Raw genomic sequence first — 15801 nt, 5'->3', positions numbered from 1 at the left:
TCAGTTCCTTTCAGAGTGGATCGGCAGGGAGTGGAAGCGTCGGTCGAGATAGACGAGGGGGCGGCCGGAGGTCCCGGCGACGATCTCAAGCACCTCGGCGATCACGACGGTCGAGGATCCGACCGGAATGGTGTGCAGTGCCCGGCATCGCAGCGCAGCTCTGGCACTGGGCAGATGCGGTTCGCCGGAGTCGAGCGTGACCCACCCCTGCTCTGGGGTGAACCGGTCGGCGCCGCTGGTCGCGAAGGTCTGAGCGAGGTCGGCGTGGTCGTCGTCGATGAGGTGCACGGCGAACGTATCGGCATCGAGGAGCGCTCCGGCGCTGCCGGTCGCTCTGGTGACCGAGAACATGATCGCGGCGGGATCCACCGCGACGGAGGCGACGCTGGATGCCGTGAGACCCACGGGTCCCGACGGCGTCGCGGCTGTGATGATCGCGATGCCGGCCGGATGCGTGCGAAAAGCGGCCTTCAACCTGGCACCCACTGCTGAAGGTTTCGGCGTCGCGGTCGCGATCATGTCGCTGCGATCGACCAGCTTGGTGCGCTCGCGGCCGCGCTGTGCGCCGGCACGACGTTCGGCCGCGTCGATTCTCAGCCACCCCGTCCAGTCGACGGCATGGACGAGGTGCGCGAGCGGGTCGCTCCCGTCGCCGAGCCGATCATTCCCGTCGCCGATCCGATCAGGGGCCGCGAGATCATCGACCAGGTGCTGCACCGTCTGTGCGGCATCCGACTTCGTCGAACCGATGAGTCCGATCGGTCCGCGTTTGATCCACCCGGTGGCGTACAGGCGTGGTATCGGCACACCGTCCGCGTCGACGACGCGGCCCTCTCGATGCGGCACGACCCCGGACACTTGATCGAAGGGCGCGCCGGGCACTGCCGATGACCGGTAGCCGATCGCCCGGTAGACGGCCCCGACGTCGTGTCGAACGAGGTCGCCCGTGCCCACCATGCGTCCCAGCGGGTCGGATGCCGTGCGCTCCATCTCGATGCCGCGGACGTCCTGCTCGCCCAAGATCCGCACCGGCCGCTGACGGAAGTGCAGGTGGATGCGGCGCGACGCGGTCAGCGAGGATGATGGCCGGTCGGCCCATTCGCGCAGCGTGCGCAGGATGATGCGGCGCTGGGAGAACTGCTCCAGCATCCGCTCGCCGTGCGCGTCCAGTTCCAGCTCGACCGGGTCGACGATGACGTCGACGTCACGCTGCTCCCCCAGCTCGCGCAGCTCGAGTGCTGAGAAGCGGACGTCTGCCGGCCCGCGACGGGCGAAGAGATGGATGTCACGGACGGGGTTGGCTGCCAGCGCATCGAGCACCTCGTCAGGCGTGTCGGTGCGGTCGAGGTCCGCCGCATGCTTGGCGAGGATGCGCGTGACATCCAGCGCCACGTTGCCTGCGCCGAGCACGGCGACGCTCTCGGCCGCGAGCGGCCAGGTCCGTGGCACGTCCGGGTGCGCGTCGTACCAGGCGACAAGATCCGCTGCGCCGAAGGATCCGGGCAGATCAGCACCCGGCAGGTCGAGCGCCATGTCGCGATCGGCGCCCGTCGCGAGGATCACGCCGTCGTAGGTGACACGAAGCTCGTCGACCGTGATGTCGACGCCGACTTCGATGTTCGCGCGCAGGCGGATCGACGGGTGCTGCAGCACATCGTGCAGCGCATCGATGATCTTGCGGATTCGGGGATGGTCGGGCGCGACGCCGTAGCGCACCAGACCGTAGGGCGCCGGGAGCTTCTCGAGCAGGTCGATGCGGGCGTTCGGAACTCGAGAGAGGAGGATGTCTGCGGCATAGATTCCGGCCGGTCCCGCGCCGACGATCGCCACCCGAGGTGCAGAGGTCACTCGGTCCCTCCCTGCGGAGGCAGTGCTGCGATCAGCGGGTGATCATGCGCGATGACTCCGACCTTGGCTGCGCCACCGGGGGAGCCAACTTCATCGAAGAACTCGACGTTCGCCTTGTAGTACTCGACCCACTCCTCCGGTACGTCGTCTTCGTAGTAGATCGCCTCGACAGGGCACACCGGTTCGCAGGCACCGCAGTCGACGCACTCGTCGGGGTGGATGTAGAGCGAACGCTCGCCCTCGTAGATGCAGTCGACAGGGCACTCGTCGATGCAGGCCCGATCTTTGACATCGACGCACGGCAGCGCGATCACGTACGTCATCGGGGCATCTTCTTCCAAGTCATGCTGTCCACGCTAAAACCTCAAGTACACTTGAGGTCAAATCGAGCGCGGCGAGAGGAGCCTGGATGGCGAGCCAAGAGAGCACTGACTCTCCGCACCACGCACCCGACGAGCAGCTCACCATCGGCGAGATGAGCAGGCGAACCGGTGTGGCCGTCTCGGCCCTGCACTTCTACGAGACGCTCAACCTCATCGCATCGACGCGCACACCCGGCAATCAGCGTCGCTACCCGCGTCATATGCTCAGGCGGGTCTCCCTCATCACGGTCTCCAAGAGGCTCGGCATCCCGCTGGCAGACGTGCAGGAGGCGTTCGCCGACGTCCCCCTCACAGAGACGCCGAGCCACGAGGACTGGCAGCGCGCTTCACGACGATGGAAACGCGATCTGGAGCGACGGCGCGAAGGGATCGAGCGTCTGGAACGGGAACTGACGGGATGCATCGGCTGCGGCTGCCTGTCCATGAAGGCGTGCGGTCTACTCAACCCCGACGACGCACTCGGAGCGTCCGGCGCAGGCCCGCGCCGACTCGACGACATTCCCGACTGACGAGCGGCGCGCGTCAGTGCTCGCCGCCGAGCCCTCCGCTCAACCGTCCGTACATCTGGGTGGTGGCGTCGTTCATGCCCTCGAGGATGACGCGCTTGCCGTGACGTTCGTACTTCGTCGCGATCGCATCGAGCGCCGCGACGGTCGACGCATCCCAGACGTGTGAACGGGACATGTCGATGATGACGCGCTCGGGGTCGTGCGTGTACTCGAACTGCGTCGTGAGGTCATTGCTGGAGGCGAAGAAGAGCTCACCGTCGACCGTGTAGCGCACTGTCGGGATCTGCTCGTCCTTGTCGACACGACGGGTCACGCTGACGAAGTGGGCGACGCGACGGGCGAACATCACCATCGCCGCGAGGACTCCGACGCCCACGCCGACAGCGAGGTTGTGCGTCCACACCGTGACGATGACGGTGATGAGCATGACGAACGTCTCGCTCTTCGGCATCCGCTTGAGGGTCGCCGGACGGATGCTGTGCCAGTCGAAAGTGAGCACCGACACGACGATCATGACCGCGACGAGCGCCGCCATGGGGATGATCGCGACGACGTCGCCGAGCACGAGGACCAGGATCAGCAGGAAGACGCCCGCGAGGAACGTGGAGATGCGGGTCCTCGCTCCGGAGGCCTTCACATTGATCATCGTCTGACCGATCATCGCGCATCCGCCCATACCGCCGAATGCGCCGGAGAGCACGTTGGCGATTCCCTGGCCGAAGGTCTCGCGGGTCTTGCGGGAGTGCGTGTCGGTGATGTCGTCGACGAGCTTCGCCGTCATGAGTGATTCGAGGATTCCGACCACGGCCATCGCGGCGGCGTAAGGAAAGATGATCGCGAGCGTCTCCCACGTCAGAGGGACGTTGGGGATGAACAGTTCGGGCAGGCTCTGCGGCAGCTCGCCCTGGTCGCCGACGGTGGGCACGTTGAGCCCGAACGTCACGGCCGCACCGGTGAGCAGGACGATCGCGACCAGCGGGGCGGGGACCACTTTGGTGATGCGCGGCATCAGGAACATGATCAGCAGGCCGACCACGACGAGCGGGTAGACCATCCAGGGCACGTCGACCAGCTGCGGGAACTGCGAGATGAAGATCAGGATCGCGAGCGCGTTGACGAAGCCGACCATCACGCTGCGCGGGATGAACCGCATGAGCTTCGCGACGCCGAGCGCGGCGAGCACGACCTGGATGAGCCCGCCGAGCATCACCGTGGCGATGAAGTAGTCCATGCCGTACTCACGCGCGACCGGCGCGATGACCAGCGCGATCGCACCCGTCGCTGCGGTGATCATCGCCGGACGCCCGCCGAGGAAGGCGATGGCGACGGCCATGACGAACGAGGAGAACAGACCGACACGGGGGTCGACGCCCGCGATGAGCGAGAAGGCGATCGCCTCGGGGATGAGCGCGATGGCGACGACCAGGCCGGCAAGGACCTCACGCGTGAGGAGGCGGGGACTGCGCAGCGCCTGCCACACGGTCGGTTCGATGCGGTATCGCTCTTTGGGATCTTGGACGGGGATGACGTCGGTCATGGCGCTCCAGTTGGTGCGAGGGATGGGCAGAGTTGTTCAGCGCACCGTTGCGCCGGGCCGACGCGGTCGCCGGGAGACAATGGGGAGTCGATCCGCATGAGCGGGACGAAAGAGACTCTACCGTAACGTGAGAGTTGCGAGATAATCGTGGGCACGAGGAGCGAACAGTGAGCGACAAGACCATGCACATCGGCGAGGTGGCCGAACGCACATCGCTCTCACTGCGCACGCTCCGGCACTACGACGAGATCGGGCTCGTGAACCCGTCCGGGCGCACGGACGGCGGCTTCCGTCTCTACACCGATGATGATGTGCGCAGGCTCCTGCTCATCAGGCGGATGAAGCCGCTCGGATACTCGCTGGAGCAGATGGGCGATCTGCTGCGTGTGCTGGACGGCACAGGCCCCGGCGACGACCCGGAAGCGCGGACGGTGCTGCGGGACTTCCGCGTCGACGCCGCAGAACGCCGCGACCGTCTCGCGCGGCAGCTCGAGATGGCCGACGAGTTCCTCGAGCAGCTCGACCAGATCTGAGTCGCTTGTATCGGCCGAGGCCCCTCGCCGCGCCGACGCCCCCTCGTGCGCGCGCGGCTGCGAGGGGGCGTCGACGGCAGGAGGGGGCGTCGGGAGAAAGGAAACGCCGGGGTCGGCTCAGGCGATGGCGAACCCCGCGCTCAACAGCACCTCGGACCGCGAGTTCGGACCCACCAGCAGCTCGAAGGCACCGGGCTCCACGACGCGGTCGCCTGCAGCGTTGACGATCGTGCAGTCCGCGACGGGCAGCTCGAGCCGCACGCGCGTGCTCTCGCCGGGCGCCAAGGGCACCTGACTGTAGGCCTTGAGCTCCTTGTCCGCCCAGCTGACGCTCGTGACATTGTCGCGGACGTACACCTGCACCGTCTCGACTGTCGGACGCGCGCCCGTGTTCGTCACGGTCACCTCGGCGACGATCGTGTCGGATGCCGCGAGCGTCGTTTCTGCGAGCGCGAGGTCGCTGTAGTCGACGGTCGTGTACGAGAGGCCCTCGCCGAACGCCCACGCGGGCGCCTGTGTGAGGTCGGCGTATCGGTCGCCGTGCTGTCCGCGGAGCTGGTTGTAGTACGTCGGCTGCTGGCCGGCGTGCCGTGCGAACGAGATCGGCAGGCGCCCGGTCGGCTCGATCGCGCCGGTCAGCAGCTCGGCGATCGCGCGCCCGCCCTGCATGCCCGGATTCGCGGCCCACAGCACCGCCGCCGCTTTCGAGACGGATGCCGGAAGCACCAGCGGCTTCGACGCCAGCAGCACCACGACAACAGGCGTGCCTGTCTCGACCAGCGCGTCGAGCAGCGCATTCTGCCCGCCGATCAACTCGAGCGTCGCAGTCGAGCGTCCCTCTCCGTACAGTCCCCGCGCGTCTCCGACGACGGCGATGCAGACGTCCGCGGATTCGGCCGCCGCGACCGCCTCTGCGATCTGCGCGGCATCCGGGGCGCAGGGCTTCACTACCGGCGGGCGCGGCTGTCCGTCTGGCCAGGTCGCCCCTGCGGGGTCGGGCTGGAGCGTGAGGATGTCCGCGCCGACCGCATGCACGACCTCCCACGGTGCGATCCCCCGCAGTCCGTCCAACACGGTCGTGATCATCTCGCGCGGCTGTCCGTCCAGCCAGCCGGCCTGACCGGAGCCGCCGGCCCAGTCGCCGAGCTGCTCCTGAGCGTCGTCGGCGAGCGGCCCGACGACTGCGACGCGCGTGGTCGCCGCAGACGGAGTGACGCGACCAGGTGCAGCCGGCGAAAGAGGCCCACCAGGCGCAGTCGACCGTAGGGGACCACCAGGCGTAGCCGGCGAAAGAGGCAACGTGCCGTCGTTCTCCAACAGAACGAGCGAGCGGCGCGTGACCTCCAGATTGAGTTCCGCGTGCTCGGCCGTGCCGACGATCTGCTCGAGACCGTCAACAGGTGTCCGCGGGTCTTCGAACAGTCCGAGCTCGAACTTCAGCGTCAGGATGCGCTCGACCGCGGCATCGAACGCATCTTCTTCGAGCAGGCCCTGCGCCACGGCATCCAGAGCGCCTTCGAAGAAGGCCGGCGTCGTCATGATCATGTCATTGCCGGCCTTCACCGCAGCGGCGGCCGCGTGCGTGATGTCGGGTTGCACCTGCTGCTCCCAGACCATGCGTCCGACGTTGTCCCAGTCGGTGATGAGCGTGCCGGTGTATCCCCACTCACCCCGCAGCACGTCGCTGAGCAGCCACTCGTTGAGGGTGATCGGCACGCCGTCCATGCTCTGGTAGCCCAGCATGAACGAGCGGCAGCCCTCGCGGGCGACCCGCTCGAACGGAGGCAGGAACCACGACAGCAGCTTGCGGCGTGAGATGTCGGCTTCGCTCGCGTCGCGTCCGCCCTGGGTCTCGGAGTACCCGGCGAAGTGCTTCGCCGTGGCGAGGATCGCCGTCGGATCCTCCAGCCCCTCCCCCTGATAACCGCGCACCATGGCCGACGCGAGCTCGCCGAGCAGGAAAGGGTCCTCGCCGAACGTCTCATTGACGCGACCCCAGCGCAGATCGCGGGCGATGCACAGCACTGGCGAGAACGTCCAGTGGATGCCGGTGGCTGCCACCTCGACAGCGGTCGCGCGAGCGACCTTCTCCAGCAGCGACGCATCCCACGACGCCGCCATGCCGAGCTGCGTCGGGTAGATCGTCGCGCCGGGCCAGAACGAGTGGCCGTGGATGCAGTCCTCCCCCACGAGCAGAGGGATCTGCAACCTCGTCCGCAGCGTCAACTCGCGGGCGGCTACGATCCGCTCCGGCGAGGTGTGCAGGATCGATCCGACCATGCGCCGCAGCACATGGTCGTCGAGGTCGTCGCGAGCGTCGAGCTGCAGCATCTGCCCGATCTTCTCCTCGAGCGTCATACGCTCGAGGAGGTCGGCGACGCGCGCCGAAACCGGCAGAGCAGGGTCGAGATACGGGAGGGTCAGTGTCTCGGAGGTCATCACTTCTTGTTCTCTGCGGCCCGACCGGCCACGTCGGTGGTGCGTACAGCCGTGACCGCGTCGTTCACGTTCAGGCCCTTCTTCTTCATCGCGCGCGCCCGCTCGCCGGCCGAACGCAGGCGCGGGTTGACGTACTCGTCGATGCCGAAGTTGATCAGCGACAGCGCGACGCCGATCGCCGCGATGCACAGCCCGGGCGGCAGATACCACCACCACTGGTTCTGCCCGAACGCGCCCTGAGCCGAGGCCCAGTTCAGGATCGTGCCCCAGTTGTAGGTGGTCACCGGAATCACGCCGATGTACGAGAGGGTCGTGAGGCCGAGGATGGCGGCGGTGACTGTGCCGACGAAGCTCGCGGCGATCAGCGCCATGAGGTTCGGCAGCATCTCCACCGTGATGATGCGGCGCAGCGGCTCGCCGTTCGCGCGGGCAGCCTGCACGAAGTCACGGTTGCGCAGCGACATGGTCTGCGCGCGCAGCACGCGCGCGCCCCACGCCCATCCCGTGATGCCCAGCACCGCCGCGATCAGCACCAGCGGCGGGTCCTCGAACATCGCGGCGACGATGATGATCAGCGGGAGCCCGGGGATCACCAGGAACACGTTCGTCAGCGCCGACAGCGCCTCGCTCTTCCATCCCGACAGGTATCCGGCGATCACTCCGACCGTGATCGCGATCACCGTCGCGATCAGCGCGGCGAGGAATCCGACGACGATGACGCCGCGGGTGCCGTGGATGACCTGGCTCAGCACGTCCTCCCCGATGTGGGTCGTGCCCAGCCAGTGCGCCGCCGACGGCGGCTGCAGGCGGGCCGAGTTGTCGATCTTCGTCGGCGAGAACGGCGCGAGCACGTCGGCGAAGATCGCGACCAGCACGAAGAATCCGAGGATCGCGAGACCGGCGATGGATTTGCCGTTGCGGAACATCGCGAAGGCCGAGATGAACTTCGCCCAGAAGCTCTGGCTTTGGCCGCCGTTACCGCTGCCGGCGCCGCTGGTGCGGATGAGGAAGGTGTCCGGAGCGCTCGCCTGGCGCCGACCGGCTTTCTCAGTTGTTGACATGACTCAGGCCTCCGTCTGGCGCGTGCGCGGGTCGAGGAACGCATAGGCGATATCCGCGAGGATGTTCGCGATCAGCACCGAGAGGGTGATGACCAGGAAGACGCCCTGCATGAGTGCGTAATCCTTCGCGTTGGTGGCATCCAGGAGCAGCTTGCCGACACCCGGATAGCTGAAGACCATCTCCATCACGATCGTGCCGCCGACGATGAAGCCGATCGACAGTGCGAAGCTCTGGATCTGCGGCAGCACGGCATTGCGGGCGGCGTACCGCCACAACACGCGCTGGTTCGGCATGCCCTTCGCCTGCGCGACGGTGATGTAGTCCTCATCGAGCACCGTGAGCATCATGTTGCGCATGCCCAGCATCCATCCGCCGAGCGACGCGATCACGATCGTCGCGGCGGGAAGCGTGCCGTGGAGGATGACCTGCCCGATGAACTCGAGGTTCCACCCCGGCACCATCCCGACGCCGTACGCCTTGCCGATCGGGAACCAGCCGAGGTTGACCGAGAACACCGCGATCGCGAGCAGGCCCAGCCAGAAGTAGGGGATCGTGCTGAGGAAGGTGGTGATGGGGATGAATGCCTCAAGCCGGCTCCCCCGACGCCATCCGATGACCGCGCCGCCGATCGTGCCGATCGCGAAGGACACGATCGTCGCGAAGCCGACCAGCCCGACCGTCCATGGCAGCGCCTGGCTGACGACTTCGGTCACCGGCCGCAGACCATGCAGCAGCGAGACGCCGAGGTCGCCTTGCAGCAGCAGGCCCCAATAATCGAGGTACTGCTGGAAGAGCGTCTTGTCGGTGTCCAATCCGAGAAGCGAACGCAGCGCGTCTGCCGCCTCTGGTGAGACGTTGCGGTTGCGCGAGAGGTATTGGCTGACTGCATCGCCCTTCATCATGCGCGGCAGGAAGAAGTTGATGGTGAGCGCCGCCCACAGCGTGAAGAGGTAGAACGCCGCGCGGCCGCCGAGGAAGCGCCAGGGGATGCGCGAGCGACCGGCGACGACCTTGGTCGCAGTCGTGCCGATCTCGACGGCATCGACATCCGGCCGGTCGTCGGTGGTGGGCATCTGGGGTTCGACGGCGGTCATCGTGCACCTCCGCTGGTGTCGGCGAAGAATCGTTCGGGGTCGGGAGATGCCGCACGCAGCTCCTGCGTGTAGGGATTCTGAGGGCGAAGGATGACGTCGTCGGCGAGGCCGTGCTCGACGATCCGGCCCTGATTGAGCACCATGATCTCGTCGCTGAAGTGGCGGGCGGTGGCGAGATCGTGCGTGATGTACAGCACGCCCAGTCCCTCCTCACGCTGCAGGTCGGAGAGCAGGTTCAGCACACCGAGGCGGATCGATACGTCGAGCATCGAGACCGGCTCGTCGGCGACGAGGATCTTCGGACGAGACGCGAGCGCTCGTGCGATCGCGACGCGCTGGCGCTGTCCGCCGGAGAGTTCGTGCGGTCGGCGATCGATCACGGCATCCGGAACCAGCCGCACTCGCTCGAGAAGCCGGCGCACCTCCGCCTCGGTCTCGCCCTTCGGGACGACGGCGTCCAGACGCAGCGGTCGCTCGAGGTGATAGCGGATCGAGTGGTACGGGTTAAGCGAGGCGAACGGGTCCTGGAAGACCATCCTCAGCTGCTGCCGGTACGTCCGCAACCCTCGCCCGTGTCGCGGAATCGGCTTGCCATCGAGGAGTACCTCACCGCTTGTCGGCGTCTCGAGCTGGGTGAGGATCTTCGCGATCGTCGACTTCCCGCTGCCGGACTGGCCGACCAGGCCGATCGTCCGGCCGGAGGTGAGCGTGAAGCTCACATCGTCGAGGGCCTTGAGCTGGCCGGCCCCGCGGACGTTGTAGACCTTGGTCACGCCACGCACTTCGAGGGTGCTCATCGCACCACCACCCCCTTGTCGCCGGTGAGTCTCGGGAACGACGACAGCAGCGTCTTCGTGTATTCGTCCTGCGGCGCGTTCCAGATGCGCTCGGCCGTGTCGATCTCGACGATCTCGCCCGCTCGCATGATGGCGATGCGATCGCTGATCTCCAGCAGCAGCGGAAGGTCATGGGTGATGAAGATCACCGAGAAGCCGAACTCCGTCCGCAGCTGCGAGATCTGCCGGAGGATCTCGCGCTGCACGAGCACGTCCAGCGCCGTCGTCGGCTCATCCATCACCATCAGCTGCGGCCGAAGGGCCAACGCCATCGCGATCATCACGCGCTGGCGCATGCCGCCGGACAGCTCGTGCGGGAACGAACGGGCGCGCTGCGCCCCCACCTTGACGATCTCGAGGAGCTCAGCGACGGCATCCTTGCGCTGCTTCCTGTTCATGCTGGGGCGGTGCACCTCGAACACGTCCTCTAACTGCGCACCGATGGTGGCGACAGGGTTGAGCGCGTTCATCGCGCCCTGGAACACCATCGAGATCTTGTCCCAGCGGAAACGGCGCATCTGCTCGGCTTCGAGGGCGCTCACATCGATGTCGTCGCCTTCGGCATCGTGGAAGACGACGGATCCGCTCGTGATCACCGCCGGCGCCTTGAGCAGGCGCTGCACTCCGTACGCGAGCGTCGTCTTGCCGCAGCCGCTCTCACCGGCGAGGCCGAGGATCTCTCCGCGCTGCAGCTCAAGGGTGACGTTCTTCACCGCCGCGACGGGCGGATCGACGTCGTACACGACCGAGAAGTCGTGGACGGACAGCAGGGGGTCTGGCATGGGTATCGCTTTCGTGCGTTGGGCGGATGCCGGGCAGGGCGGTGCTGTGCCCGTCGAAGCGCACCTCGACAGGCTCAGCATCCGCCTTCCTACTTCGCCTCGAGCTTCGTCAGGATCTGCACGATGCCGGGCTGGGTCGGGTCGCCCGACGCGTACTGGTCGTCCTCGCTCGGCCACCCGACGTAGTTGCGGGTGTTGAACTCGCCCAGCAGCGGGTGAGCGCCCAGCGGGATCGCGGGCACGTTCTCTGCGAAGGCCGTCTGCAGCACCGCCGAGGCCGCAGCACGATCCTCATCGGACGAGGCGTTGGCGTAGGTGTTCAGCGCCTCGGTCACAGCGGGGTCGTCGAAGCGGCCGAAGTTGTACTGCGCCTTGCCGTCGACGATCCACTTGGGATCCATGGTGGAGGTGTACAGGCCGTAGACGTTACCGGTGTCCTCGAGCCAGTGGATGATCGCCTGGAAGGTGCCTTCCTGACGGGCGGCGTCCCAGCCACCCCAGTCGGGCTGGTCGACCTTGACCTCGATACCGAGTGCCTCGTCAAGTTCTTCCGCGATGAGCGCCTGCTCGGTGTTCCAGTCGCTCCATCCGGCGGGAACCGAGATCGAGAACGAGACAGCCTCGCCGTCGGGGTCGATGAGCTTGTCGCTCTCCCAGGTGTAGCCGGCGTCCGTGAGGATCTGCTTCGCCTTGTCCACGTCGACCGCGTATGACTGGTCCTTGTACTCGGGGATGATCTCGTCTTCCAGCAGCGTTCCGAGGCCGGTCACGTTCCAGACCGCTTCGCTCGCACCCTCACGGGCGATGTCGACATACGCCTCGCGGTCGATCGTCCAGGCCAGGGCCTCGCGCAGCGCGGGGTCGTTGAACGGCTTGGTCTGCAGGTTGAAGAACAGCGTTCCCGCTCCGGCCGTCGGCGAGACGAGGAACTGGTTGTCCTCATCGGCGGAGAGGTAGCTCTGCTCGATCTGCGGGATGAACGCCTGAGCCCAGTCGGCCTCACCGGAAGCGAGCGCCGTCGTCAGCGCAGCGTTGTCGCCGTACGAGACGTAGTGCAGCTCGGGAACCGTCAGCTCGCCGCCCCAGTAATCCTCGTTCGCCGTCAGGGTGACGGATTCGGTGGTCCAGCTCGAAAGAGTGTAGGGCCCGGTGCCGACGGCGAGACCGTCCTCGGTGAGCGGGTCGGTGTTGGGGTCTTCGATGTTCTCCCAGATGTGCTGAGGCACGATCGGGGTGTGCAGAACGCGCGACTGGGCGGTGTACTTCGAGTCGCCGAACTTCAGGGTGATCTTGTCGCCGTCGACGGTCGCGCCCTGATAGTTCAGCCCCGACGAGTCGGTGAGCGTGCCGTTGAGGAACTGATCGAAGGTGAAGACGATGTCGTCGCCGGTGAACGGCTCGCCGTCGCTCCAGTTCACGCCACTGCGCGGGACGACGGTCAGCTCGGTGTAGTCGTCGTTCCATTCGACCGACTCTGCGAGCCAGGGCGTGGTGGCGAGGTCGCCGGTCGGGTTCACGAGCGCGAGGGGCTCGAAGATGACCTTGGCGTAACCGTACTTCGATGCGGATGAGTCGCCGAGGTACGGGTTGTGCGACTCGGTGGTGATCGCCCCATCAGGCTTTGCGATCGTGAGCGCGGCGCCGGACGAGCCGGAGTCTCCGCCGCTGTCGCTCGAGGCCGGCGAGCATCCGGCGAGCACGCCGATGCTGAGGGTCGCGATCGCGCCGATCGCGATCAGAGATCTGCTGAGCTTCATTGCTTCTCCTTGGACACGGGTCATTGTGCAGGTGTGGCACGCGTCGGTGTGACGCCTTAGCTTACTCATGAGAAAGTAAACTGAGGCGAGGTTACCGACAAGTAAGTAAGCTTGCAAGTACGCGATGCCAGACCGTTACACTCACTCGAAGGGGGATGCCGTGGCCACAGAGAATTCGACGCGCACACGCCCTGCCACCAGGCAGAAGCGCACCGACATCCTGGAAGCAGCTGTCGAGATCTTCGGCAACAAGGGATCGACGAACGGCACGCTCGCCGACGTCGCCGAGCAGGTCGGCATGACGCACGCGGGCGTGCTTCACCACTTCGGCTCGAAGCAGAAGCTGCTGCTCGAGGTGCTCGCCTACCGCGACCAGGCCGACGTCGCCGAACTCGACGAGAAGCACATCCCCGGCGGACCCGAGCTGTTCCTGCACCTGGTGCGCACGGCGTTCGCGAACGAGCGGCGCCCTGGCATCGTGCAGGCGTACACCGTGCTCTCCAACGAATCCGTCACAGACGACCACCCGGCGCGCGACTTCTTCGAGGAGCGCTACACGACGCTTCGCCGCGAGGTGTCCGAGGCGTTTCATGAACTGTGCGCCCAGGAGGGTGTGACCGAGCCGGACACGGTGGCCGCCGCTTCCGCCAGCATCCTCGCGGTGATGGACGGCCTGCAGCTGCAGTGGCTGCTGCACCCGGAGGTCGTCGGACTCGGCGAGGCCAGCGAGTTCGCGATCCGCGCGATCGTGAACGCCGTGCTGCGGCCGGGGCCGGAGCTGGAGAGCTACGCCCGCACGGACTGACACTAGGCTCAGCCTCATGAGCATCGATCTCGAAGCGCTGTACATCGACCTCCACCAGCATCCCGAACTGTCCTTCCAGGAGACGCGCACCGCGGGCATCGCCGCTCAGCACCTGCGTGATCTCGGTCTCGAGGTCGAAGAGGGAGTCGGCGTCACGGGCGTCGTAGGGATGCTGCGCAACGGTGAGGGTCCGACTCTCTGGGCGCGCGCCGACATGGACGCGCTCCCTGTCGAAGAGCAGACCGGCCTGGCATACGCGAGCACTGCGACCGGTATCGACCCCGCCGGCCACGCCGTCCCAGTGATGCACGCCTGCGGGCACGACATGCATGTCACCGCGATGATCGGCGCCGTCGAACGGCTCGTCGCCGAACGCGCGGAATGGTCAGGAACGCTCGTCGTGATCATCCAGCCGGCAGAGGAGTACGGCGCCGGCGCCAGGGCGATGCTGGATGCCGGCATCCTCGACCGCTACCCGAAGCCCGACATCGTGCTCGGTCAGCACGTCACGCCCTTCCCCGCCGGAATCATCGGCGTGCGTCCCGGCACTCAGATGGCGGCATCCGATGGACTCACCGTCACGATGCACGGCCGCGGCGGACACGGCTCCCGTCCGCACACGACCATCGATCCGGTGGTGATGGCTGCAGCCACGGTGATGCGTTTGCAGACGATCACCTCTCGCGAGATCGACCCCAAAGACGTTGCCGTCGTCACGGTCGGTTCGATCCACGCGGGACTCAAGAACAACATCATCCCCACCGAGGCGACGCTGGAGCTCAGCCTGCGTTATCCGAACGACGAGATGCGTGACAAGGTGCTCGCCAGCGTCGAGCGGATCGTGCGGGCGGAAGCCGCGGCATCAGGCGCAGAGCGCGAGCCGGAGATCCGCACCGACCACACCCTTCCCGCCACGATCAACGACGACGATGCCACCACCAGGGTGACCACGGCGCTGCGTCGAGCGCTCGGCGACGAGGCCGTCATCGACCCCGGCATGTTCACCGGAAGCGAGGACGTGTCGTGGTTCGCGCGCGATGCCGGCGTTCCCCTGGTGTTCTGGTTCTGGGGCGGGCTGGACCCGGCGACCTACGCCACCGCTGTCGCGAACGGCACCGTCGACAGCACCATCCCGACGAACCACTCCCCGTTCTTCGCGCCGCAGATCCACCCGACGATCGAGGTCGGCGTCACCGCGATGGCCACGGCCGCGCGCGAGTTCCTGGGCTGACGCGACGGCCGAAACGGGACGCTTCGTCAGCACGCGCGCGAATAACTCCGGAGGAACTGCCGTTTCACTGTCCGGCACGGCCGGGATCATGGCGAACGGCGGAAAAGCTCCGGAGTTATGCCGGTCACACGTTGACGATGCGCGGCGGGGGCGGCGGATCGAGCTGGCGCTGAGGCACGCCGTGCGCCTCTCGGTGCAGCCGCTCCATGCGTGCGTCAAGTTCTGCAGCGGCATCCGCCGCGTCTGACAGGCTCTCGACGAGGTGCGATGGCACCTGGTTGGAGAACTTGTAGTAGATCTTGTGCTCCAGGCTCGCCCAGAAATCCATCGCTATCGTGCGGAACTGCACCTCGACGGGCACCAGGAGGGGTCCGGTCGACAAGAACACCGGCACCTCGATGATGACGTGCAGGCTCTTGTAGCCGTTCGGCTTCGGGTCCTTGATGTAGTCCTTGACGGCTCGCACCGTGACGTCGTCCTGCTGCGTGAGCAGGTCGAACAGCTGATACACATCGGCGACGAAGCTGCAGGTCACGCGGACGCCGGCGATGTCGGTGATCTCCTCGCGGATGCGCTCGAAGTCCGGCTCCTCGATCCCCTTGCGGGCGATCTTCTCGACGATGCTGTCCGGAGTCTTGATGCGACTCTTCACGTGCTCGATCGGGTTGTAGGAGTGATCGTGCAGGAACTCGTCCCGCAGGATCGAGATTTTCGTCTCGACCTCTCGCATCCCGAACTCGTACTCGCGCAAGAACTTCTGGAACTCGTCGCGGAGTTCGCGCGTCTGGCGGATATCGTCTTCGCTGACCTGAATGGTCGTCATGAGATCGACGTTACGCGAGCGTGATCAGAACGCGCTGTGCGTTTCGCTGTGGGCGGATGGCTCGGCAGCACCCGCGCAATCGGTAGCCGCTCACCCGGGTGTCTCATCCGGGTGTGGGTTGTCGTTGGTGTGGGCTTCGGGTGCGGTGCCAACTCTGGCGGG

Annotated in this window: 14 protein-coding genes; 4 read left to right on the top strand and 10 right to left on the bottom strand. The window is 66.6% G+C overall.

From position 1 onward, the window contains the following. Nucleotides 1-1848, bottom strand: coding sequence for a flavin reductase (locus tag HDC95_RS08095; RefSeq protein ID WP_310503239.1), 1848 nt, complete (start codon nucleotides 1846-1848; stop codon nucleotides 1-3). Then, nucleotides 1845-2171 (bottom strand): ferredoxin, encoded by a 327-nt coding sequence (gene fdxA / locus HDC95_RS08090; RefSeq protein ID WP_259062866.1) that lies wholly within the window; start codon nucleotides 2169-2171, stop codon nucleotides 1845-1847. Before fdxA ends, HDC95_RS08095 begins: the two co-directional genes overlap by 4 nt. Nucleotides 2172-2257: 86 nt before the next feature. Between fdxA and soxR the strand changes: the two genes are divergently transcribed. Next, the gene (gene soxR, locus HDC95_RS08085) at nucleotides 2258-2740 is read left to right on the top strand and encodes a redox-sensitive transcriptional activator SoxR (protein WP_259062864.1); all 483 of its coding nucleotides are present in this window, start codon (nucleotides 2258-2260) and stop codon (nucleotides 2738-2740) included. 13 nt (nucleotides 2741-2753) lie between these two features. Here the strand turns inward: soxR and HDC95_RS08080 are convergent, their stop codons facing one another. Then, a complete protein-coding gene (locus tag HDC95_RS08080; RefSeq protein WP_259062863.1) occupies nucleotides 2754-4277 on the bottom strand; it encodes a SulP family inorganic anion transporter in 1524 nt (507 codons plus the stop codon). Nucleotides 4278-4459: 182 nt separating this feature from the next. Here HDC95_RS08080 and HDC95_RS08075 point away from each other — a divergent pair, with 182 nt between their 5' ends. Next, on the top strand, nucleotides 4460-4810 hold the full coding sequence (locus tag HDC95_RS08075; RefSeq protein ID WP_259063148.1) for a MerR family transcriptional regulator: 351 nt from the start codon (nucleotides 4460-4462) through the stop codon (nucleotides 4808-4810). A 117-nt stretch (nucleotides 4811-4927) separates the two neighbouring features. Here HDC95_RS08075 and HDC95_RS08070 read toward each other — a convergent pair whose 3' ends face one another. The 6 genes from HDC95_RS08070 to HDC95_RS08045 form a co-directional block, all read right to left on the bottom strand. Further along, nucleotides 4928-7249 carry a glycoside hydrolase family 3 N-terminal domain-containing protein gene (locus HDC95_RS08070; protein ID WP_259062862.1) on the bottom strand — a complete coding sequence of 774 codons (2322 nt, stop codon included), beginning with the start codon at nucleotides 7247-7249 and terminating at the stop codon, nucleotides 4928-4930. Then, a complete protein-coding gene (locus HDC95_RS08065) occupies nucleotides 7249-8310 on the bottom strand; it encodes an ABC transporter permease (RefSeq protein WP_396652685.1) in 1062 nt (353 codons plus the stop codon). The genes HDC95_RS08070 and HDC95_RS08065 overlap by 1 nt, the downstream gene beginning before the upstream one ends. Before the next feature lie 3 nt (nucleotides 8311-8313). Continuing rightward, nucleotides 8314-9405: an ABC transporter permease gene (locus HDC95_RS08060; RefSeq protein ID WP_259062861.1), complete on the bottom strand. Its 1092-nt coding sequence runs from the start codon at nucleotides 9403-9405 to the stop codon at nucleotides 8314-8316. After that, nucleotides 9402-10202 carry an ABC transporter ATP-binding protein gene (locus tag HDC95_RS08055; RefSeq protein ID WP_259062860.1) on the bottom strand — a complete coding sequence of 267 codons (801 nt, stop codon included), beginning with the start codon at nucleotides 10200-10202 and terminating at the stop codon, nucleotides 9402-9404. Before HDC95_RS08055 ends, HDC95_RS08060 begins: the two co-directional genes overlap by 4 nt. Next, the gene (locus HDC95_RS08050; RefSeq protein WP_259062859.1) at nucleotides 10199-11023 is read right to left on the bottom strand and encodes an ABC transporter ATP-binding protein; all 825 of its coding nucleotides are present in this window, start codon (nucleotides 11021-11023) and stop codon (nucleotides 10199-10201) included. Before HDC95_RS08050 ends, HDC95_RS08055 begins: the two co-directional genes overlap by 4 nt. Nucleotides 11024-11112: 89 nt before the next feature. Then, nucleotides 11113-12780 carry an ABC transporter substrate-binding protein gene (locus tag HDC95_RS08045; protein ID WP_259062858.1) on the bottom strand — a complete coding sequence of 556 codons (1668 nt, stop codon included), beginning with the start codon at nucleotides 12778-12780 and terminating at the stop codon, nucleotides 11113-11115. Between the two features lie 124 nt (nucleotides 12781-12904). Here HDC95_RS08045 and HDC95_RS08040 point away from each other — a divergent pair, with 124 nt between their 5' ends. Continuing rightward, nucleotides 12905-13585, top strand: a complete 681-nt coding sequence (locus HDC95_RS08040; protein WP_396652684.1) for a TetR/AcrR family transcriptional regulator — start codon at nucleotides 12905-12907, stop codon at nucleotides 13583-13585. A gap of 16 nt (nucleotides 13586-13601) precedes the next feature. Continuing rightward, nucleotides 13602-14816 (top strand): amidohydrolase, encoded by a 1215-nt coding sequence (locus tag HDC95_RS08035; protein WP_259062856.1) that lies wholly within the window; start codon nucleotides 13602-13604, stop codon nucleotides 14814-14816. A gap of 124 nt (nucleotides 14817-14940) precedes the next feature. On the opposite strand, the gene HDC95_RS08030 is transcribed toward HDC95_RS08035, so the two are convergent. Next, nucleotides 14941-15639 (bottom strand): GTP pyrophosphokinase family protein, encoded by a 699-nt coding sequence (locus HDC95_RS08030; RefSeq protein WP_259062855.1) that lies wholly within the window; start codon nucleotides 15637-15639, stop codon nucleotides 14941-14943. Between the last annotated feature and the right edge of the window lie 162 nt (nucleotides 15640-15801).

This window comes from Microbacterium sp. AK031 (assembly GCF_024807145.1).
GTDB lineage: Bacteria > Actinomycetota > Actinomycetes > Actinomycetales > Microbacteriaceae > Microbacterium.
Note: the sequence above shows the minus strand (reverse complement) of the source record. Positions and strands in the feature narration are given on the sequence as shown.